This is a genomic window from Vibrio sp. OPT20 (genome assembly GCF_963889365.1).
GTDB lineage: Bacteria > Pseudomonadota > Gammaproteobacteria > Enterobacterales > Vibrionaceae > Vibrio > Vibrio splendidus.
This window is the reverse complement of record NZ_CAWPOA010000031.1, coordinates 245,046-267,232: the sequence shown is the minus strand read 5'-3', so window position 1 is coordinate 267,232 and position 22,187 is coordinate 245,046. Positions and strand designations below refer to the sequence as shown.

The window sequence follows — 22,187 nt, the reverse complement described above, 5'->3', positions numbered from 1 at the left end:
TCTTCATGGCGGCAGGCGGTGCAGAATCGGTTGCGGTTTACGTTAACGACATCAAAGGTGGTCACAAGTCTTTCGTTAAAGTGATCATCATTGCCGGTATCTTCATTGGTGCGCTTTACTCGGTGGGTTCAGTACTAGCAAACGTGTTTGTGTCGCGAGAAGAGCTTAAATTTACTGGCGGCTCAGTGCAGGTATTCGAAGGGCTAGCACGACACTTTGGGTTGTCTGAAATCCTAATGAATCGCTTTGTGGGCGTGGTTTCATTCACGGCGATGCTAGGCTCTCTGCTGATGTGGACAGCGACACCCGTTAAGATTTTCTTCTCTGAAATCCCTAAAGGTATCTTCGGTGAGAAAACAGTCGCTCTAAACAAACAAGGCGTTCCAGAGCGTGCGGCTTGGATTCAGTTCTTGATTGTGATTCCACTGATGTTCATTCCGACACTGGCGTCCGATACGGTTCAAGATCTGATGAGTACCATTATCAACATGACAGCTGCAGCATCGATGTTGCCACCGCTATTCATCATGATCGCGTACCTTAATTTACGTTTGAAGTTGGATCACTTACCTCGTGATTTCAGAATGGGCTCACGTATGACAGGCATTACCGTGGTCTCGATTCTGATCGGCATTTTCACTGTTGGCTTCTTTGCGTCAACCTTCCCAACAGGTGCTGACATCATGACCATCATCTTCTACAACGTGGGCGGGATTGTTATCTTCCTTGGCTACGCGTGGTGGAAGTACGGCAAATATGAAAAAAGCTTATCTCCAGAAGAGAAAAAACTAGAAGAAAAACCTGAACCGGCGAACGCTTAGTTTTCCCTGCACTCTGACTTAAACTTCGGGCACTCTCATTTAAACTTCAGGCACTCGCATTTGGTGAGTGCCTTTTTATTTGTCGGTACATTTCCACTAACCATCTCGATTAAATCAAAGCCATTCAAGAATCAAAGCATTCGAACCAACAATCTAACCACCCATCAAACAATTCACCTCCCGAATACTTACAACCCTAGCCATACCTCTGCAAATTCAACTGAAAGTCAAAATAAAAACAAAGTAAACATTTACTAAAAATAGATCACACTTTTAAACTTAATTAATTTTAAACATCAAAATTATCATTAATATTGGTTTTGCGATCGTAAGTAACCTGACCAATACGCCTTGAAGAGCACCCCACATTAGAAGTCAGAACTGCTTGCGAACCTTCATTTATAACCCCGACACAGAAGTGATTAAAATGAAAAGTAGTTTTACTAAAAACACTCTTATTACAAGCTGTATTCTTGCTGCCTTAAGTACCACTGCCCACGCGGAAGAGTCCGCAGCAAACCACAGTGATACTCAGCCTCCTCAGACAGAAACTGAAACCCTATTTAACTTTTATGGTGAGCTTGGCCTTGGTGGTCACGTGGCACTCGAAGGTGATGATAAAGGCCGCTACGCAGACGGTACTTACATTGAAGCTGGCTTGGCTATCGAGCACGGTAATTGGTTTGGTCTTGCTTATATGGAAGGCTGGACAGTACAAGCCGACGACGAAGGCAATGCTTGGGCAACGGGCCACGGCTGGGGCGGCTTTGAAGGTGGTTTCAACCGCTTTTACGCTGGCTACCGCACAGATAACAAAACAGAATTCATGATTGGTCGTATGGACTCTTCATTAGATGACGTTCAATGGTGGGGTGACCCTACGGTTGAATACGGCTACGCGATCTCAAACACGCGAGACGTGCACCTTGGTGTGAAGATTCAAAACCTAGAAGGCAAGCTTCGCTACAGCGTTTCTTTCGCGCCAGAGTCTGACTTCTCTGAAGACGATGCTCTTGTTCACTTCGGTAAATACGACAGCTTCGCAGACCAATGGAAAGATAAGAACGCCATGGTCAATGGTTACCTCCAATACGATCTGACCGACGACTTAACCCTAATGGGTGGTGGTGAAGTTCGTAACAACGATGGTGGTGAACTATTGCTATTGGGTGCTGAGTACAAAAACTTCGCCACTCGTGTTTGGCACGATACAGATAAAGGTAACCAAGAGTCTTTCGGTAGCGAGTCTGGTATTCAAACCAGTGCATGGTACGAAGCGGCACAAGGCGTTTACCTATCTGCAGCCTACAACTACGCAAACTTTGACGGTGACAATGGCGACAAAGAAATCACCTCTTACATCAATGCTGGCGTTTGGTATGAATACGGCAACGGCGCGTTTGCGACTGCTTTCGATAACCGCTTTGGCGTAGGCAGCGACACTGAAATCGGCGACGCTCAGGTGTTCGCAATGCAATACTTCTACTGGTAATAACAGGAATTGATCATGAAACTGAATAAATCATTCGCAGCTCTCGCTATCGGTGCAGCCCTTGTCGTTACTGGTTGTGCTTCAATCTCTGGCTCTGGCTCTGACACAGAGCAACTGCAAGCCAACGAATTTAAGAACGTTATCGACCGTACTGGCTCACCTGAATACATGCGTGACTACGACTTCGATGACCACCAACGCTTTAACCCATTCTTCGACCTAGGTGCATGGCACGGTCACCTGCTGCCAGACAGTGCAGAAGGCATGGGCGGATTCCCAGGTACAGCACTGCTTACCGAAGAATACATCAACTTCATGGCTGATAACTTCGACCGCCTAAGCGTGTTCAAAGACGGCAAAAAAGTGGCTTTCACTATGGAAGCTTACAGCCTACCGGGCGCATTGGTTCAGACGCTAAAATCTGACGATGTGACCGTAGAAATGACGATGCGTTTTGCTTCAAACCGTACCTCTCTGCTAGAAACCAAAATCACTACCGACTCACCGGTTGAATTGGTGTGGGATGGTGAACTACTAGAAAAGACGCACGCTAAAGAAGGCGTGGCACAAACCGACAAAACAATCGCTGAAACTTACCCTGAGTATGACCGTCAAATCGTCGCAACCGACGATGGCTTAAAAGTGACCTTCGGTAAGGTTCGTTCGACATGGGATCTACTGACTTCTGGTGAGTCTGAATACCAAGTTCACAAGTCGATTCCAACGAAAACCACGGTTGACGGTTTAGCGTTTACTTCAACGGCAAACATTGAAGCATCGACGACTATCTACACCACATACTCGCATGTTCTAACGGCAGAAGAAGCGCAAGCGGAACAGCCTGAAATCAAAAAGATCATGGCAAACCCTACCGACTTCTTAGCGGCATCAGCAGAACGTTGGGAAGGCTATCTTGAGATGGGTTTAACCAACCCGAACGCGACACCAGAGCAAGAGCGTGTTGCGGTTAAAGCGATGGAAACCCTAAACGGTAACTGGCGTGGCGCTGCAGGTGCGATGGAGTTTGACTCTGTGACACCATCCGTGACGGCGCGTTGGTTCTCGGGCAACCAAACTTGGCCTTGGGACACATGGAAGCAAGCCTACGCAATGGCTCACTTCAACCCAGATGTAGCGAAAGATAACATCCGCGCGATGTTCGCTTACCAAATTCAGGCTGACGATGCCGTTCGTCCTTGGGATGAAGGTTACGTGCCCGATCTACTCGCTTACAACCTAAGTCCAGAACGTGGCGGCGATGGCGGTAACTGGAATGAACGTAATACCAAACCAAGCCTAGCAGCATGGGCAGTAATGGAAGTCTATAAGACCACCAGCGATGAAGCTTGGCTCGAAGAGATGTATCCAAAGCTCGTGGCATACCACGATTGGTGGCTGCGCAACCGTGACAACAACGGCAACGGCGTACCTGAATACGGCGCAGCACGTGATAAAGCACACAACACACCGGAAGGTGAAATGTACTTCACCGTGGTTCGTGGCGATAAGCACGAGACAATTATAGGCCAAGCTGCACTGGATAAAGTGATTGCTGAAGGTAACTACGATTACATCGAAAGCCCAGCACAAACTGCCGCGTCTTGGGAGTCAGGTCGTGACGATGCAGCCGCATTTGGCTTCATCGATAAAGACCAGCTAGACGCGTATGTAGCGAATGGCGGCAAGCGCAGCGATTGGGATGTTGAGTTCGCTCAAAACCGCGCTGAAGATGGCACATTACTAGGCTACTCACTACTGCAAGAATCTGTCGACCAAGCAAGCTACATGTACAGCGATAACAAGTACCTAGCAGAAATGGCTGACATTCTTGGTAAAGACGCAGAAGCGAAAGAGTTCCGTGAAAAAGCTGAGCATCTATCGAACTACATCAACACCTGTATGTTCGACGAAGGCACTAACTTCTTCTACGACATTCGTATCGAAGACAAACCACTAGCGAATGGCTGTGCAGGTAAACCGATTGTAGAGCGTGGTAAAGGCCCTGAAGGTTGGTCACCATTGTTCAATGCTGCTGCCACTCAAGCTAACGCTGATGCAGTTGTCTCTGTAATGAAAGATACAGAAGAGTTCAATACCTACGTTCCACTAGGCACAGCAGCGCTTTCTAGCCCTGCATTTGGCCCAGATATTTACTGGCGTGGACGTGTATGGGTGGATCAATTCTACTTCGGCCTAAAAGGCATGGATAGCTACGGCTACCGTGACGATGCGATTGAAATGGCAGGTGCGTTCTTTGACCACGCCGATGGATTAGTTCAAGACGGTCCAATCCGTGAAAACTACAACCCACTAACTGGCGAACAACAAGGCGCACCAAACTTCTCTTGGAGTGCGGCTCACTTGTACATGCTTTACAACGATTTCTTTACTGACGCAGAGTAAATTGAACCTTTTTACCTGTCCTCTGAGATTCATTAATACACCGGTTCAATAAGATACTGCGAATTAACAAATTTCAGGCTTTGGCACTCAGCGTTATGTTGAGTGCCTTTTTTATATCTGAAGCCAAATAATCGAACAAACAAGCATTTAGACTATTTGGCCTACTATGATCCTTTTACTCTATTCGCTGTACTTTAACCGTTCTCACCACAATAGAAGCGCACCTGATAATGGTACTGCTCTTTCAATAATTTGTATTCATCATGGACACTTGGCGTCCATGAGTCATCGCCGCCGACGCCCATATGAAAGCCATCGACATAAACAAACAGCTGTTCTTGTTCGGTTAAATCACAAGTATGTTTTGCCTTCTGTAGCTGCTGTAACCCAAAACGACTGACTGAGAAATGGAAGTCTCCTTGCAGTTCAAATTCACTAACCTTTGCCTCACGAACATCACAACGCAAGCCGCAATCAGAAGGGAAAATATACGGGGTATGCATTTGTTCAATGTTCTGCTGATATCGCCCCATATGGGCTGACATTTTTCTATCTGGGTAGTTTTCGTGTGGCCCACGACCAAACCATTCCACCCCATCAGGCACATGGTTCAAAGCAAACTCAAAACCGACTCGAGGCAGAGATGGCAAACCTTTCGCCGCTTGTACATCCACACCTAACTTAACCTCACCATCGGTAAATAATTGGTACCGCCAAGTCGACAACAAACGAACCTGCCCTTCCACTGTGTGAGCAATGATTGCCGTCACCGTTACCCCGTTTTTCTGAGTGATGGATGAAAATTCGATACACTCTGGAGTGAGCCTATCCAACCTCATAGCCTGCCAGCGTGCTATCCATGAATTGGGGTCGACGCGGTTTGCTTCACTGACACCGATATCGTTGTCTAACGGTGCACGATAAAAGTTATCTCGAAGACCACTCGCAAGCTGTTCCACCCCTTTGATTTTCCAGCTCTCTAATGTCCCAGATAATCTGTCGAACTCAACTTGATAAGCATCACCACTCACCGTCAGCAGCGCGTCAGTTTCAGTTACTTTCGGTGGAAATTGAGAGAGGTTGGCATCCAACATCAATTGCGGCTGAGTGGGTAAGGTAAGCTGTTCAATCGCCGTCACATGGCCTTTATTCGCCCACGCAGTATTGGCATTTAATACCACTTCTAGATTAAGGTAATTAAGCGCATTGGCCGTATGAGGAATAGTCACACCATTGAGTTCTATCTGAACACTCTCACCCGCACCAACCATCAATTCGATACAACCATCGCTCGTCACCACACCATTCTGGGTAACCGTCCAATTCAACGTTTCAATCCTACTGGTCACAAATAGGTGTTCGCTGTGTACCTCAATCACCAGTGGTGATACAGAAACCAGATTGAACTGATAAAACTGTTGCGCCTTTTTCACTTCATGTAGCGTTGGATGTACCGTTCTGTCTGGGAATACCAAACCATTAATGCAGAACTGGCGATCATTAATATCGTCGTCGAAATCACCACCGTATCCCCAATATGGCTTGCCGCTCGAATCGGTTTTTGTGATCCCTTGATCGACCCAATCCCAGATAAATCCGCCCTGTAATCTTGGGTTATCTCTAAACGCTTGCCAATATTTATCAAAGCTACCCAGACTGTTCCCCATTGCATGGGCGTACTCACAGAGAATAAGAGGACGATGCTCGTTTGGCAGAGCGATCGCTTTGCGAATACCCACGCGAGGTGTCACTTCAGGTTGACTCTCAACAACAGGTAAATCCCAATCAACACGCGCATACATAGGACATAAAATATCGGTCGCTGCTGTATCTGCCCCGCCACCTTCATACTGAACGGGACGTGTTGGATCCGTTTGTTTCACCCATTGATACATCGCATGGTGATTACGAGCAATCCCCGACTCATTACCCAACGACCAAATGATCACGCTGGCGTGGTTTTTATCGCGCTCCACTAACCTTGTCATTCGTCTCATGTACGCATTCAACCACGACGAATCATTAGACAGTCGACACATCGGAAACTGACCATGGGTTTCCACATTCGCTTCATCAACCAGATACAGGCCATACTCATCACACAATTCATACCATAATGGGTGATTCGGATAATGAGCGGTTCTAACGGCATTGAAGTTATTTTGTTTGAGCAGTTTGATGTCTTGAATCATCCCTTCACGAGTCATGGTGTGACCCAATTCAGGGTGATGTTCATGGCGATTCACACCACGAATCAACAACGGCTTACCGTTAACTTTGAGTAAACTATCGGTAATTTCAATACATCGAAATCCGACATCGTAAGCCTCACAATCGACAAGCTCATCATGTTCATTGAGCAATGACACCACACAGCGATATAAGTAGGGTGACTCGGCACTCCACTTATTCGGATTCACCACTGAAATGCGGTGTTCAGCGACTTCAGACCAAGGTCCTTTCTCATCCACAACTTGCTCACCAAAGCCCACGATTTGAGGTTCACAAACCAACTGTCCTTGAGCATCATAAAGTTCAGCTTTCAGCTTATCGCAGCCTTCTACATCATTGCTGTGCTTGGTTATTTGCGTAGAAATATTTAAAACAGCATCGCGATAGCAAGCATCTAGCTGCGTCTCAACACCAACATCTTCAATGGCGACCTTGGGCTTTCTCAATAAAGTCACATCACGGAATATGCCGCTGAGCCACCACATATCTTGGTCTTCAAGATAGGAACCATCAGACCAACGCAGCACCATGACGGCTAGCGTGTTCTCGCCTGCTTGTAAGTATTCAGATACGTCAAATTCAGCCGGTAATCGACTGTCTTGCGAATAGCCAACCCACTTGCCGTTGCACCACAAATGAAATGCGGAATTCACGCCACCGAAGGTCAGCCTATGGGTATCTAATAGCTCCGGTTCCATGCAGTTAAAATGCGTTCGGTAGAGCCCTGTCGGATTATCGCTAGGGACGAAGGGAGGGTTATCAGCGAAAGGATATTTCACATTGGTATAGATCGGTTTATCAAAGCCTTGCATCTGCCAGTTGCTTGGCACTGCGATCGACTTCCATGAGGAATCATCAAAATGTTCAGAGACAAACTCTTCGCCGACCAACTCAGGCGAATCGAACAACTGAAACTTCCAAACCCCATTGAGAGACAAGGTGCGTGACGATTTCTTCCCCACAGCCTCAGCCAACGAGGTGTAACCATTCAAAGGAGCATGAGCCTCAACAACGTTATGATGAGTGATGTGTTGGTTTTCCCATTCGCGGGCAGAGATGATTTGAGAGAAAGTTCTCATTGAGTGTTCCTTACGATAAACCGTTCAAAGTGAATCATTGCAAGTGATACTCAGTGCTCCATAACATTGAAACATGACGAACACCAACGAATCAGCACTGGCAATAATCCCTAGAGAGACAAAAGAAAAGCCGCAGCCTGAACCGCTGCGGCTATTGAGATATTACTTAAAGGTACGCTTGCTCACCTTATCGAGTTTCTTTAAGATTTTTTCGATTCGGTCAGGGTGAACCATAAACTCTTGGAAACCTTTCATGCCCTCTTTGGCCATCGCAGGATCGGTATCACGGTCATAGAACTGAGCCGTACCATCGGTAGAAGCGAGCATTGCTACACCTTTATCTAAGAACGGATCAGACTTGGCTTTGGCTTTATTGTTGGTCGGAATTTGTAACAGCATCTCATTGATCAGCTGTTGGTTTTCAGCGCGAGCAACAAACTCTAGGAACTTACGTGCATCTTCCTTATTTTTCGCTTTTGAAGGAATGTGTAGCGTATCCATAGGCGCATCTTCAGACATAGGAACACTTGGATCGATGACAGGGAATTGGAAGAAATCCATCTTGCCATCTAACTCAGCAGGGAAGTTAGGCGTGATGAAGTTACCCATCAGGTACATCGCCGCTTTACCGTTGTACAAGAAAGGTTGAGCTTCTTGCCAAGAATAAGAGGCGTGATTTTCTAGATAGTAACCAGGCTCAACAAGCTCAGCCCAGTTAGCGAAGGTTTTCTTCACACGTTCGTCAGAATAAGGCACCTTGCCTTCCATCAACTGAATATGGAAATCCAAGCCGTTGGTACGCATGTTGATGTAATCAAACCAACCCGCAGCAGTCCACAAGTACTTAGTACCAATAGCAAACGGCGCCACACCATTTTCTTTCAGCGTTGCCGATGCCGATTTCAGATCATCCCATGTTTTAGGTTCAGCAATTCCATACTGCTCAAAGATATCTTTGCGGTAGTAGATACCCCATTGGTAATACGTGTATGGCACACCAAATTGCTTGCCATTCACCGTCATTGCAGGTGCGGCTGACGCAAAGTCTTGCTTCATGTTGTTGTCAGTCCAAATATCACTCACATCTTCAAACAGGCCGCGATCAACAAAGGCTTTCATTCGGTTACCCGCATACCAAAAAACCACGTCCGGCGGCGAAGTGACCAACCAATTACGAATCGTTGTTTTGTACGACTCGTGATCGTACAAATTGTACTTAACCGTAATATCTGGGTTTTCTTTTTCAAAGCGGTTAATGATCTCACCCCACGCCTCTTTTGGCGCTGGATCAGAAGCATCTGAGTTGATGACTAAGGTACCTGCAAACGATGTTGCAGACATGGAGGCAGCGAGCACTGCAGAGGCAGCGATATGTTTCACGTATTTCATATTGAGGTCCTTGTTATGGAGCTAAGCTCTCTAAGTCCAATTCTTATTGTTTTCTCTCGTAGGGTTGTTCGTGTTTTAGTTTCTCTTCAATGATTCATCCATTCGGGATGTCGGTAGCAATAACGACTAAAGCCGTCGCTATTGCTAGATTCGTGTATCGATTCTTATCTCGTTATTTACCCTTTGGTCGCACCTAATGTCAGGCCTGCGATAAAGTGCTTTTGCATGGTAAAGAACAGCACTACCGGTGGGATAGCCGCAACCACTGCACCCGCCGACATAAACTGCCAAGACGCCAGCCATTGGCCTTGAAGTGAGCTCAAACCCGCAGTTACAGGGCGAACGTCATCACTCTGAACCAGTACTAGAGCCCAGAAGAAATCGTTCCAAATAAAGGTAAACACCAATACGGCTAACGCCGCTAAAGCTGGGCGAACCAGAGGGAGTACAACATGCCAAAATATTTTCCATTCACTCACCCCTTCAACACGCGCCGCTTCGATCAAGGCATCTGGGATCCCGACGATAAAGTTACGCATGAACAAGGTACAAAATCCGGCTTGAAAAGCGATATGGAAGAAAATCAATGCCCAATGGGTATCGTAAAGGCCAAGTCCAATCGTTAAATCACGCACTGGAATCATCAAAATTTGGAACGGAACAAAGTTGCCCGCAATAAACATCGCAAATATCCAAACGTTGGCTTTGAAGTTGTATTTCGCCAAGGCATACCCAGCCAGAGTCGAGAGTGCGACAGCCCCTGCGACCGCTGGCAGTGTGATGATCAAGCTATTGATTAGGTACTGCCCCATTGAGGTCGAGGTAAAAACTTGGGTGTAGTTCTCAATGAACTGAATCTCGCTCGGCCAGCCCCAGTAATTACCTTTGTTGATGTCATCCATCGACCGAATCGACGTCATCATCACGGCGATTAGCGGTAATAACCACATCACGATCGAGATAGGTAACGCGACTCGGTAGCTGATATTAGTAAAGCGACCGGCTTTTTGAATTGGTTGCGGAAACATTATTTTTCACTCCTTAACATACGCCACAAGAAGTAAGCGATATAGATATCCATAATCAGAAACAGCACCACAGAAACCGCTGCACCGTAACCCATTCGATAGTTAAAGATAGACTCTTCATACATTTGATACGCCAGTACCGTCGAGCTGCCCCAAGGTCCACCCGCCGTCATGGTTGCCACTAAATCGAAAGAACGCAGGGCACCAATCACGGTCACGACTACGGCGATAAACGTCGCCGGTCTTAGTTGAGGAAGAACTACATACCAGAGCATGCGCCACTTCTTTGCACCATCAAGTCGCGCCGCTTCTAATTGCTCTGGGTCGAGATTGTTCAACCCCGTGAGATACAAGATCATGCAGTAAGAAATTTGTGGCCATAGGCCCGCGGCAATGATCCCGTAGGTCACATAGTCTTCGTCAGCGAGTATTGAAATAGACTCAAAACCGAACGCACCCAATACCATATTGAAAAGGCCAAATGACGGGTCATAAAACCAAGAAAATACGAGGCCGACCACCACTTGAGAAATAACAAAGGGGAAAAAGAATAAGGATTTTACGACACGAATGCCTTTCACTTGTTGGTTTAAGAAAAGGGCAATCGCTAAGCCACACGGTGGCGCAAGCATAAAGAAGATCAACCAAAGGAAGTTATTCGTTAACGAAGTATAAAAAGCATCAGAGTCAAATAGCTCACGATAGTTCTCAAGCCCTACCCACTCTTTTTCACCTAGCCCGTCCCACTCAAAGAAGCTCAGCCAGATACTGTCCAAGATGGGGTAGATAACATAGAGAGAGAAGATAGCGATGGCTGGCGCCAAGAACAGCCAAGGCGACACCTTAGAACTAATGCGCCTTTTCTTTTTCGCCGATGGGATGCGATTTTCTGGGTATATCGTTTTCACAGATTGCTCCATTTCCCGAAATTCCTTGTATTAAAAGCTTCATTTACTATTTGATTAATTTCCACCTAGGTTTCTAAATTTAATCAAGCAACGCAGCATTTATAGTAATTACGTTCAAATATTAGGCTTATTGATAACATTGCGCACAGTTATGTTTTATTTTTGTAAACGTTTCCACAAAAATCGGTATAGATCGCCAAATTTATATGACCACGATCAATAAATCATGCGAGGCACCTAACAAATTTCTGATGAAAGCGTATGTTTTAAAGGCAAAGAGATGCAGTCCAACGAAGCAAGGAGAGAGCATGGCTGATATCAGCTTAAAACAGGTCATCAAACGATATGGTGATGTTCAAACGATCCATGGTGTTGATCTAGAAATAAGTAACGGCGAATTCGTAGTATTCGTTGGGCCGTCTGGTTGCGGTAAATCAACTCTCTTACGCTTAGTTGCTGGCTTGGAAGAGATTACTGAAGGTGAGATCCATATTGGCGATGATCTGGTTAACGATGTCGATCCTGCCGAGCGTGGTGTGGCGATGGTATTCCAATCCTACGCCCTTTATCCGCATATGACGGTTGAAGAAAACATGGGCTTTGGCCTGAAAATGAACGGTGTAGCTAAGGAAGTCGTCGAGAAACAAGTCACCAGTGCAGCGAAAACGCTTCAACTAGACCCTTTGTTGAAACGTAAACCTAAAGAACTGTCAGGTGGACAGCGTCAGCGTGTTGCTATTGGTCGAGCGATTGTTCGTAACCCAAGAGTGTTCTTATTCGACGAACCTTTATCAAACTTAGATGCTGAACTTCGTGTCGATATGCGGTTACAAATCGCAAAATTGCATCAAGATCTGCAAAATACCATGATTTATGTCACGCACGATCAAGTAGAAGCAATGACACTTGCAGACAAAATCGTGGTACTGAGAGATGGTCGAGTTGAGCAAGTGGGTTCACCTCTCGAACTGTATCATTCCCCTCAAAATGAATTTGTGGCCGGCTTTATTGGCTCTCCAAAAATGAACTTCTTACCGTGTATCGTGAACAGCACATCAGAAACTCATGCCCAACTGACCGTCAATGGACTTAATAAAATGACTCTACCATTGCCAAGTGATGGCCTTGCCGAAGGACAAAAATTGACTCTTGGTATTCGACCAGAACATTTGGAGATCAATGGCGAGTCAGATATCACTATTGAGTTCCAGAGCGAAGTGGTAGAACGATTGGGCAATAGTACTTACATGTTTGGCCAATCATGTGGTGTTGATAGCTTTAAAGTCCACCTACCCGGAGATCAAGAGGTCGCACGTTATCAGTCTCTCAATCTAAATTTCTCATCAAAAGATTGCCATCTGTTTGATGCTGAAGGTCAGCGGATTAACTAAGTCGTTAAAAACGGTAAAGCTAGATATCGTTAGCTTTACCGTGTTATTTCAAACCCGCTTTTCATATCATTCCACACAGCCACAATCCTCGCCCCCTTGTTCCTTAATTTATGAAACTGCTTTTAAAATTTCATAACACGTCCCTAAATGTTGTCTTCTGAAGCCTTATTCGAAATTAATTTATCCTTCAGAGTCTTCCGGACATTAATTTGATAGTCGTTTACGCAATAATGGCTAAACTATAGTGTCGCCTATCCCTTTTTTGAGAAAACCTAAATGCCTAATGCTGATTCCACCCTAAATAAACGCATGGGAATCGTTGCGCTCACCTGGCCAATTTTTATCGAAGTTCTTCTAAGAACCGCACTCAACACCAGCGATGTATTCATGTTATCGGGATACTCAGACAAAGCCGTGTCCGCCGTTGGTGTTATCTCTCAGATATCCTTTTTTCTGATCATCGTATCAACCATGGTCAGCAGTGGTACAGGCATCCTAATCGCACAGTACAACGGTGCTTCTCGCACTCAAGAGAGCGCTCACGTGGGCGTGGCGAGCATTATCTTGGCCATTATTACCGGTGTGTTACTCAGTATGATTGCGATTCTTGGTGCTGAATATTTTATTCCGCTCTACCAACTGGAAGCTCAAGTCGAACAGTACGCTCAAGAGTATCTGTTTATCAGTGGTGCTCTCACCTTTAATGTCACGATAGGTGTCGTTCTCACCACGATTCTGCGCAGCCATGGCTATTCAAAATCACCGATGGTCATCAACATGATTGCAGGTGTGATCAACATCTTCGGCAACTACTGTGCACTTTACCAACCTTTCGGGTTGCCAGTGTACGGCGTACAAGGGGTTGCAACAGCGACAGTCATTAGCCAAGTGATCGGCTTATTGATCTTAATCGGTGTCGTAAGAAACAAAGGCATTGACCTACCGATGAAACAGTTCAAATCTGTGCCTAAAGCTATCTATCAAAAAATCATGAAGATCGGCTCTATGAACGCTGGAGAAGTACTCTCTTACAACATGGCGCAAATCAGTATTACCTTCTTTGTGGTTCAGATGGGAACGTCTTCACTGGCCGCGTTTACTTACGCACAAAACATCGCACGTCTCTCTTTTGCCTTTGCCTTAGCCATCGGCCAAGGTAGCCAAATCCAAACGGGTTATTACATTGGTAAAGGTTGGATAGATGAGATAGCCAACCGTGTACAACGATACTTTGTAGTAGGCTTTATCGCCTCTATCACCATTACCTGCGTGGTCTATATTTTCCGATTCGAGATTTTGGATTTATTCACTCAAGACCCAGAGATCATCGCACTGACTGCCGCACTCATCGCAGGCTCGATACTATTAGAAGCTGGTCGCGTGTTTAACCTAATTTTCATTTCTTGCTTAAAAGCCGCAGGCGATATTAAGTTCCCTATCAAAATGGGCATTCTTAGCATGTGGGGCATTGGCGTTGCGATGAGTTATTTACTTGGTGTGCATTGGGGTTATGGCGTATTTGGTGCTTGGATGGCAATCGCGATGGATGAATGGTTCCGCGGAGTCATCATGGCGTATCGTTGGAGAACAAAAAAGTGGACTCGTTTTTCTTTGTAAGTAGTAAGTAGCCAAACAATAACCAGTATAAAAACAATATTTTAGGCATCTCACTCATTACGATTGAGATGCCTTTTTAGTTATTGGCCTACTATGATCCTTTTACTTAGCAAGCTCATTCTAAAGGAACGAATGGCAGGCTCTGTGAAGGTTATGCGGCAGCTTCAAGTGCTTTCTTGCGCTTTGCCAACCGTGCAGCAATTCCGAACAACATTACAATGCCGCACACACCGTACACCTGCATGATGGTTGGATCATCCGAGACAAAACCAACATCAGAGAACATCACGTAAGCACCTAATACCATGTAGAGAATGATAGCCGAAGCTTCGAAACGGAACTTCCAAGGTGTGACATCGATGTTTTCATTCACAGGCATCACGTAATCATCTTCACGTGGCATAAAGTAGCCAATGATGAACATCAGCGCTGTACATACAACAAACAGAATCGCCAATTGGTGTAAGAAGTGAATAGGTGTTTTGAACACTAACTGCATCGCAGCGTATGAACTTACAAATACCACCAACGCCACTTTAGCCGCTAGAGCTGGCACACGTTTAGAGATGTAACCCACAAACACGATAGTGAAGATTGGCACACTGAAGAAGCCCGCTACCATTTGTAGGTATTGGAACAAACCTTCTGGTGCGTACATGATGAATGGTGCGATACATACCGAGATAATCGCGATCACAACGCCAAAGATACGGCCTTTACCCACCAGCTCTTCATCTGTTTTACCTTGGCCAAACAAAGGTTTGTAGACATTCAATGCAAATAGAGTGGTCGAACTGTTAAGCACACCATTAAATGTACTTAGGATGGCACCAAACATAACCGCGACAAAGAAGCCAACCAACGGCTTAGGCAAAACTTCGTTTACCAAGCGCGTGTACATGGTGTCAGGGTTACCGGCATCAGCGCCAAACATGTGGAACGCGATGATGCCTGGAATAATTAGGAACAGCGGAGAGATAACCTTAATTGCACCAGCAAGGATAACCCCTTTCTGACCTTCTTTCAGGTTCTTAGCACCTAGTGCACGTTGAATGATGGATTGGTCAGTACCCCAGTAGTACAAGTTCACCAGAAGCAGACCAGTAAACAATGTTGAGAACGGCAGTGGATCGGTTTCTGTACCCACCGATTGAAGCTTCTCTGGCGCTGCATAAAGCAGAATATCCAAGCCAGCACCAAAGCTGCCCTCGCCCAACACCATCAAACCAAACACGGGGATCATCATGCCGCCAACAATCAGGCCTACGCCATTAATCGTATCCGCAATCACAACCGCTTTTAGGCCGCCATAAATCGCGTAAAAGAAGCCAAGTAGACCAATCGTCGCCGAAATAAGTGCTATTGAACTAAACTCTGAAATATTTAGCAGAGCTTGAACATCAAAGATCTCCCCCAAAACAACGGCACCAGCATAAAGTGTGGTTGGCAAGATATTGATGACGTACTGGCACAAGAAAAGTAACGTCACAAACTTCTTCACCGACATGTCGTAACGGCTCTCTAAGAAGTCTGGAATCGTCGTTATCCCTTGCTTCAGGTAACGCGGTACCAACATCAAAGCGATGATCACCAAAGTGACACCAGAGGCCACTTCCCACCCCATGACACTCATGTTGTGGGTATAAGCTTGTGCACTCATGCCAACAAAGCTAGTCGCGCTCAAGTTGGTTAAAATTAGGGAGCTGGCAATCAAACCACCGGTTAAGCTTCTTCCGCCAAGAAAGAAACCGTCTTGTGAGGTGTTCTTGTCATTTTTAACTTTGTTGTAGGTAAACGCGACAACAAAACCAGTAAATAACAAGAATGACAGCAGAACTGTAATAGACATTTTGTTTTCCTTAAGTTTAGTTATTGCGGCAGCAATTCCTCGCTGCCGATTATATTTTTATATTTAGAATTTTATTTGTAGGGGGAGCTCAGAGTTAACGCTTCATATTTTTTTCAGATGAACAATCAAGGCTGACTCTGGGTCTAGAATCGGTAAGGTCAATCCAATTTCCTTGAGGTTATCGCCACTCAGGGTCAACGTTTTGTCGAGCCATTGGGGGCGCTGTTTCATCAACTGGAAACTGGTTTTTGGCATGTCCACTAACTTCACTTGATACATCGCGTTGTCTTCCACACAGCTAATACGAAGTGGCGAAGGCAGAGCATATTCAGGCATCGCCAATTGGCACACGGTGATCAGCATTTCATCGTCATTTTCAACGCCATAAATATTCTGATTTTTGTCCGAAGGATCCATTCGGAAACTACGACCAGAATGCAAAACATGACGAAATTGCTTATGCAGTGAAATGTAATGTGAGAATGCTTGTTTCTCTTCCGGTGACTCTTTAACAGGGTCAAGCTCAACACCCATATGCCCCATGAGTGCAGTTACACCACGCATATTGATGCTGTGACGACGGTTGGTTGAGTGGCATTCTGCTGGGCCAATGTGCGCCCCCATCACTTCTGGTGGGAAGAAGTAACTCATGCCTTTCTGAATGGCTTGGCGCTCTAAGGCATCATTACAATCCGATGCCCAGAAACGATGTGTTCGTTTTAGAATTTCAAAATCGATACGGCCGCCGCCCGAAGAACAAGATTCAATCTCGACTTCTGGGTGCGCTCGATTCAACTCATCAACAAGGCGATATAGCGCTTTAGTTTGACCATGCACAGCAGCTTTACCTTGATGCCCAGGTTGAACCAACTCTCGGTTCATGTCCCACTTAAGGTAAGTGATGTTGTATCGAGTCAGCAGCGCACTGAGGCGTTCATACAAGTAGTTAAAACACGCTTCATTTTGTAGGTCTAACACGTATTGCCAACGACCAGATGGTTGATGGTACCCTTGTAAACCAAGCACCCAATCCGGATGGTTTCGGTAAAGGTTAGAATCTTGGCTTACCATCTCAGGTTCAACCCAAAGGCCAAACTCCATACCCTGTTGATTAACATGTTCAATCACAGGTTCTAAGCCATTTGGGTATTTCACTTCATCCAAATACCAGTCGCCCAGTGCGGTACGTTCACCATCACGCCCCACAAACCAACCATCATCAATAATGAAACGTTCAACGCCCATCACGCCCGCTTCCGTTGCCATCTTCATGATGTAGTCAGGCTTGTGATCAAAATAGATCCCTTCCCATGTGTTTAAATGAACGGGACGAGGTTTTTCGGTTGGGAATTTAATAATGTTGTCGCGAACAAATTGCTGAAAACGCTGAGCAATACCGTTCAAGCCAGAATTGCTGTAACAGCCATAGAGCCAAGGTGTCTGATAAGTAGCCTCTGGTTCTAGAATCGATTCACCCGCTAGCAATAACTCTCCCGCTTGAACAAAGCGGCGACCATCACTACGAACATCCGCGCGCATTTGGTGGTTACCGCTCCAACCCAAATGAAATCCCCACACCAAACCGTTCTGCTCTGAGAACCCTTGAGTGCCTGCAAACATGCCAGGGAAGTTTTCATGTGAAGTACGACCGCGACGGTTCTCTTGCATGAAGCCGCCGTGTTCAAAACGCTGGCGTTGCGTTTGAAACTCATGACACCAACGGCCATGGAACGTCATAAGTTCGTTGGCATGAATTGGCAATGGCAACGTGGAAGAAAGCTTATTCAGGTAGTATTTATTGCTACCGTTATTGGTGACAGTTACACGCTTTTGGACGACGTCAGATTCGAAATCCAGTTTGATCTCAACCTTAAGATCCAGTAGAGCAACCTTGTCTTCAAGGAGGAAACTCACTTCTTGATCTTGAGCATCGTAACGAACTGTCTTAAAGACGGGAGCCCAATCAAGCCCTTCTCTATGACCTTCAATGCCCGGAGCGTTAAAGTGCCCACTGCCTAACTCAGGACAAAGAGAGAGAGGCACATCCACATCTAGTCGCGCTTGAGAAATCGGTCTCTCTGTCGAAAGCAGAAGATCTTCATCAATACTTGCGATCTTTGCCCCCCAATGCAAAACCTCTGGAACGCGCCCTGATTTAATGATCAAACTATGGTTTTTACTCTTTAAGTGAATAAATTCGTTCATTACTAATCTCTATTGTTTTCGTAAACATAATATAGAAATAATAGTGAACCCATCACGCCAAATTAGTATCCAAAACCGACAAAATCGTGATGTAAATTGGCTTTAACATTCGAGAAACTTGCACAAGATCGACTGTTTCCGGAAACATTTTTAATGTTTTGAAAGACATTTATTTGAAAGTGAGCAGAGTTTAGTTTGGTAAATTTCGGTAGGCTTATTTCACTCTAAAATATTCGATGAGCAGAGCGATGAGTATCACCTTCAAAGACGTAGCAAAACTGGCAGGGGTATCCACCCAGACGGTATCTCGAGTAACCAATGGCTCACAAGACGTCGCGGAATCCACCCGCAACAAGGTTAACGCCGCCATAAAGCAACTTGGTTATGTACCCAATAAAGGTGCTCAAATGCTCAGTCGAGCCAAGTCCACCAGCGTTGGCTTAGTCACTCTCGATATGGCACTGCATGGCGCAGCAATGATCGCCAATGGCGTGCGAATGCAGGCTCATGATATGAGTTATGGCGTCGCTTTCTCTGTTGTTTCCGAGCCTAATCTCGCGAACACCCGTGAGGCCATTCGTGAATTGATGGCTCAACAGGTCGACAGCATTATTCTGAATGTGCCATTAAAGAGTGCCGATGCAGAATTGTTAGTGGAACAATATCAGCACCTCAACCTAATCTTCATTGATGTCCCTTCTAACAGCCAAGTGAACTATGTTTGCGGTGATCATGCGGAAGGAGCAAAACTGGCGGCTCAACATCTACTTGAGAGCGGACGAACGGACTTCCTGTTAATCACTGGTCCGAACGAATCCAGCGCCTCAAAGATTCGTCACCAAAGTTGGTTAGCCGCGTTATCAGATGCAGAGAGTAAGGTGCAGTATCAATATCAAGGAAACTGGCAAGCAGAGAGTGGTTATCTTGGCGTTCGAGAAGCTGTCGCTAAACAAGCCGTATTTGATGCCGTGTTAGTGGCAAGTGATCAGATGGCATTGGGGGCTTTACGTGCACTGCAAGAACTGCAGATACCTGTCCCTGATAAGGTTGCGGTCGTCGGCTTTGATGGAATCGAGGACAGTGCGTTTTTTAATCCACCATTGACCACCGTCAAACAAGACTTCACCACGATTGGTCGACAAGCTGTGATACTTGCAGAGAAGCTCAACGCCAACTCACAAGATGCTTTACTGCAGCACCATATCGAAACGGCATTACTCCCAAGAGAAAGCAGCCAACCGAAAGTGACGGCTCACTATGAAAAACAAGAGATCGAGCAACTGCTAAAAAGGATTCAGACCCTTTTGCCAGAATCGACATAAAAGAAAAAGCGCTAGGGGGAGCTAGCGCTTTAAGACCAACTAAGTCCGTTTAGCCTGGTAGTTTTTTAAGCTATATCATGAGGATATAACCAATTTTTTTACTTAGGTAAATCAAAAAGCCTATTCTTTACGACTGCTTTGAGTCGTAAATTAAGTATAGTCACGTTCTAGTAATTAACCGGATTTTTTTAGGGATAATTTGGACAAACTTAACGTCAAATCACAGCTCATAAATTTAGTCACTAATCACAGATGAAATAGCTTTAGCAATCAACTTTCTAAGTAATTTATTTTTATCATCTAGATGCTTTGCCTTGCGATAGACAAGCTGTATATCAAAGTCTGGAACATCGATAGGTGGTTTCACCGCCAGTAAAGTATCTTCGGTATCAATATCATTACGCGCCACGAGCCGAGGAACAATACACAGCAACTCTCGACCACGAATTAATCGTTTTACTGTCAAGAAGTTACTTGAAGATATAGCGACTTTTCGACTGAAACCTAGCTCAGCCAATCGAACATCAACACCCGTTTTTAGAGATCCCGCAGGAGAAACTAATGCATGTTCTACAGACACAAACTGATCTAAAGACATTGGTTGTTCAATAGATAAAACCGACTGATCGAACAAACACACATGTTGCTCTGTATACAAATGCTTTGTTCGATAAGGCTTTGGTACCTCACCAAAACTACCGATCGCGATATCGAGCTTAGCGTCTTCAAACACTTGTTGATAGTTGCTTCGATTGACATTGAATAACGTCACTTGGGAATAAGGCGAAGATTGCTTAATGAGATCAAACAACATTGGAGCGAACATCTGCTCAGCATAATCAGTCAGACCGATCTTCCAAGTGCCTTTATAGGTTGCTACATCAAACGATTTAGACAACAGTACTTCTGACTGAATGGTATTGAGTAAGGCATCGACGGTGCTTGATAATTCAATCGCTCGGTCGGTCGCTTCCATCTTGCTACCGACCCGCTCAAACAAAGGGTCATCAAACAGCTTTCTCAGTCTTTGTAAGCTATGACTCATCGCTGATTGGCTGACATAACAACGTTCTGCCGCCTTACTCACACTGTTGGTTTTATATAGAGCTTGCAGTGCAATCAATAAGTTAAGGTCAATTCCTTTCCAGTTAAAATCAGCCACAAATCAATCCCATATCATTCATAATTATAATTAAAACAATTAATTTGAATCATAGTTCAACTCCACCTAAATTACGCTAAACATTTATCTGGAATCGATCATGCTTTCAATTTTTAAAACCTTTTTCTGGCTTGGCTGGATTAGCTTCGGTGGACCAGCGGCACACATTGGCTACTTCCGTAAAACCTTTGTTGAGAAACTGAATTGGTTATCCGACGAAGAGTACGGGCAAATTGTCGCCCTCAGTCAATTTCTGCCGGGTCCAGGCTCAAGTCAGGTTGGCTTCGCGGTTGGTTACAAAAAAGGTGGCTTAACCGGTGCGATTGCCGCATTTGTAGGCTTCACCTCCCCTTCTGTCATCCTAATGTTGATATTGGCCTTAGTGAGCAACCAGTTGTTGGAAGCACCGCTTTTCATTTCAATCATCCACGGACTTAAGCTACTCGCGGTCGTGGTTGTAGCTGACGCCACTTTCGGCATGTACAAAAACTTTTGCCAATCAAAGATAGCAACAGCACTGTGTGTGATAACCGCGATTGTTCTGCTTTTAATTCCTGGGATCTGGCCTCAGGTATTAGTTCTATTGTTTGCTGCTATGGTTGGCAGTAAGTTCTTAACCTCACACGAATTAAAAACAGTACCTTCGACGCACAAGATATCGTTAACACCACTCGTGATTTTCGTTGCTTTACTGGTTGGTCTGCCTCTATTCAGTGCTTACTCTCAAGGCATTGAAGTATTTGGCTTGTTCTACCAAGCAGGCAGCTTGGTATTCGGTGGCGGTCACGTGGTTCTTCCGTTGCTACAGAATGGCATTGGTGACCAACTGTCTCAAGATGCCTTCCTAACAGGCTATGCCGCAGCGCAAGCCGTACCAGGCCCGATGTTTACGTTAGCCACTTACCTAGGTTATGTATTAATGCCATCAGCACCGATCACAGGGGCACTGCTCGCAACGATTGCGGTGTTCTTACCGGGCTTCTTGCTGCTACTGGGTGTATTGAAGAACTGGCAGGCAATTGCGAGTAAACCTTTGGTGGCTGGTGCTCTTACTGGTGTGAATGCAGCAGTAGTCGGCTTATTACTTGCGGCTCTATACCAACCCATCTTCACAAGTGCAGTGAGTAGCGGCTTAGACTTCGCTCTGATCATTGTTGGTGTTTGGCTATTGAAAACCGTGAAGATGCCGATTGTAGGTTTAGTGGGGATCTTCATGTTATTGGGTGCGATTACCAGTCTGGCAATCTAAGTAATAATTGAGAGTAAGAGGTAGGGGAGCTAGTCGCCTA

Annotated in this window: 14 protein-coding genes; 7 read left to right on the top strand and 7 right to left on the bottom strand. The window is 45.5% G+C overall.

Features of this window, described 5'->3' with window-relative positions:
- The 3 genes from AACR09_RS02340 to ygjK all read left to right on the top strand — a co-directional run.
- The coding region (locus AACR09_RS02340) for an amino acid permease (protein WP_228010904.1) at positions 1–821 on the top strand (821 nt) is incomplete at its 5' end.
- A 427-nt stretch (positions 822–1,248) separates the two neighbouring features.
- Positions 1,249–2,313: a protein YgjJ gene (ygjJ, locus tag AACR09_RS02335; protein ID WP_193835957.1), complete on the top strand. Its 1,065-nt coding sequence runs from the start codon at positions 1,249–1,251 to the stop codon at positions 2,311–2,313.
- 15 nt (positions 2,314–2,328) lie between these two features.
- Positions 2,329–4,716 carry an alpha-glucosidase gene (gene ygjK, locus AACR09_RS02330; protein ID WP_193835956.1) on the top strand — a complete coding sequence of 796 codons (2,388 nt, stop codon included), beginning with the start codon at positions 2,329–2,331 and terminating at the stop codon, positions 4,714–4,716.
- Between the two features lie 194 nt (positions 4,717–4,910).
- Here the strand turns inward: ygjK and AACR09_RS02325 are convergent, their stop codons facing one another.
- The 4 genes from AACR09_RS02325 to AACR09_RS02310 form a co-directional block, all read right to left on the bottom strand.
- Entirely contained in the window at positions 4,911–8,027 is a 3,117-nt protein-coding gene (locus tag AACR09_RS02325) for a beta-galactosidase (RefSeq protein ID WP_193835955.1), read from the bottom strand.
- Positions 8,028–8,189: 162 nt separating this feature from the next.
- Positions 8,190–9,416 (bottom strand): ABC transporter substrate-binding protein, encoded by a 1,227-nt coding sequence (locus AACR09_RS02320; protein WP_017095501.1) that lies wholly within the window; start codon positions 9,414–9,416, stop codon positions 8,190–8,192.
- 176 nt (positions 9,417–9,592) lie between these two features.
- Positions 9,593–10,444: a carbohydrate ABC transporter permease gene (locus AACR09_RS02315; protein WP_004734435.1), complete on the bottom strand. Its 852-nt coding sequence runs from the start codon at positions 10,442–10,444 to the stop codon at positions 9,593–9,595.
- Positions 10,444–11,364, bottom strand: a complete 921-nt coding sequence (locus AACR09_RS02310) for a carbohydrate ABC transporter permease (RefSeq protein WP_102578447.1) — start codon at positions 11,362–11,364, stop codon at positions 10,444–10,446. Before AACR09_RS02310 ends, AACR09_RS02315 begins: the two co-directional genes overlap by 1 nt.
- A 296-nt stretch (positions 11,365–11,660) precedes the next feature.
- On the opposite strand from AACR09_RS02310, the gene AACR09_RS02305 reads away from it, so the two are divergent.
- Both AACR09_RS02305 and AACR09_RS02300 read left to right on the top strand, forming a co-directional pair.
- Positions 11,661–12,743, top strand: coding sequence for an ABC transporter ATP-binding protein (locus AACR09_RS02305; RefSeq protein ID WP_102448414.1), 1,083 nt, complete (start codon positions 11,661–11,663; stop codon positions 12,741–12,743).
- 276 nt (positions 12,744–13,019) lie between these two features.
- Positions 13,020–14,360: an MATE family efflux transporter gene (locus AACR09_RS02300; protein WP_193835954.1), complete on the top strand. Its 1,341-nt coding sequence runs from the start codon at positions 13,020–13,022 to the stop codon at positions 14,358–14,360.
- A 151-nt stretch (positions 14,361–14,511) separates the two neighbouring features.
- On the opposite strand, the gene AACR09_RS02295 is transcribed toward AACR09_RS02300, so the two are convergent.
- Positions 14,512–16,209 carry a solute:sodium symporter family transporter gene (locus tag AACR09_RS02295; RefSeq protein WP_193835953.1) on the bottom strand — a complete coding sequence of 566 codons (1,698 nt, stop codon included), beginning with the start codon at positions 16,207–16,209 and terminating at the stop codon, positions 14,512–14,514.
- Positions 16,210–16,311: 102 nt separating this feature from the next.
- Complete coding sequence (locus AACR09_RS02290; RefSeq protein WP_193835952.1) at positions 16,312–18,414, bottom strand: alpha-galactosidase; 2,103 nt, start codon at positions 18,412–18,414, stop codon at positions 16,312–16,314.
- A 248-nt stretch (positions 18,415–18,662) separates the two neighbouring features.
- Between AACR09_RS02290 and AACR09_RS02285 the strand changes: the two genes are divergently transcribed.
- Positions 18,663–19,736 (top strand): LacI family DNA-binding transcriptional regulator, encoded by a 1,074-nt coding sequence (locus AACR09_RS02285; RefSeq protein ID WP_193835951.1) that lies wholly within the window; start codon positions 18,663–18,665, stop codon positions 19,734–19,736.
- 235 nt (positions 19,737–19,971) lie between these two features.
- Here AACR09_RS02285 and AACR09_RS02280 read toward each other — a convergent pair whose 3' ends face one another.
- Entirely contained in the window at positions 19,972–20,898 is a 927-nt protein-coding gene (locus AACR09_RS02280) for a LysR family transcriptional regulator (protein ID WP_054542906.1), read from the bottom strand.
- 100 nt (positions 20,899–20,998) lie between these two features.
- Between AACR09_RS02280 and chrA the strand changes: the two genes are divergently transcribed.
- Entirely contained in the window at positions 20,999–22,147 is a 1,149-nt protein-coding gene (chrA, locus tag AACR09_RS02275) for a chromate efflux transporter (protein WP_104215538.1), read from the top strand.
- Positions 22,148–22,187 lie beyond the last annotated feature (40 nt).

Excerpts from the sequence above, each read along its gene's own strand:
- AACR09_RS02310 (WP_102578447.1), bottom strand. The coding sequence starts at position 11,364 with ATGGAGCAATCTGTGAAAACGATATACCCAGAAAATCGCATCCCATCG.
- AACR09_RS02315 (WP_004734435.1), bottom strand. The coding sequence starts at position 10,444 with ATGTTTCCGCAACCAATTCAAAAAGCCGGTCGCTTTACTAATATCAGC.
- AACR09_RS02305 (WP_102448414.1), top strand. The coding sequence starts at position 11,661 with ATGGCTGATATCAGCTTAAAACAGGTCATCAAACGATATGGTGATGTT.
- AACR09_RS02295 (WP_193835953.1), bottom strand. The coding sequence starts at position 16,209 with ATGTCTATTACAGTTCTGCTGTCATTCTTGTTATTTACTGGTTTTGTT.
- AACR09_RS02325 (WP_193835955.1), bottom strand. The coding sequence starts at position 8,027 with ATGAGAACTTTCTCTCAAATCATCTCTGCCCGCGAATGGGAAAACCAA.
- AACR09_RS02290 (WP_193835952.1), bottom strand. The coding sequence starts at position 18,414 with ATGAACGAATTTATTCACTTAAAGAGTAAAAACCATAGTTTGATCATT.
- AACR09_RS02320 (WP_017095501.1), bottom strand. The coding sequence starts at position 9,416 with ATGAAATACGTGAAACATATCGCTGCCTCTGCAGTGCTCGCTGCCTCC.
- ygjJ (WP_193835957.1), top strand. The coding sequence starts at position 1,249 with ATGAAAAGTAGTTTTACTAAAAACACTCTTATTACAAGCTGTATTCTT.
- chrA (WP_104215538.1), top strand. The coding sequence starts at position 20,999 with ATGCTTTCAATTTTTAAAACCTTTTTCTGGCTTGGCTGGATTAGCTTC.
- AACR09_RS02285 (WP_193835951.1), top strand. The coding sequence starts at position 18,663 with ATGAGTATCACCTTCAAAGACGTAGCAAAACTGGCAGGGGTATCCACC.
- ygjK (WP_193835956.1), top strand. The coding sequence starts at position 2,329 with ATGAAACTGAATAAATCATTCGCAGCTCTCGCTATCGGTGCAGCCCTT.
- AACR09_RS02300 (WP_193835954.1), top strand. The coding sequence starts at position 13,020 with ATGCCTAATGCTGATTCCACCCTAAATAAACGCATGGGAATCGTTGCG.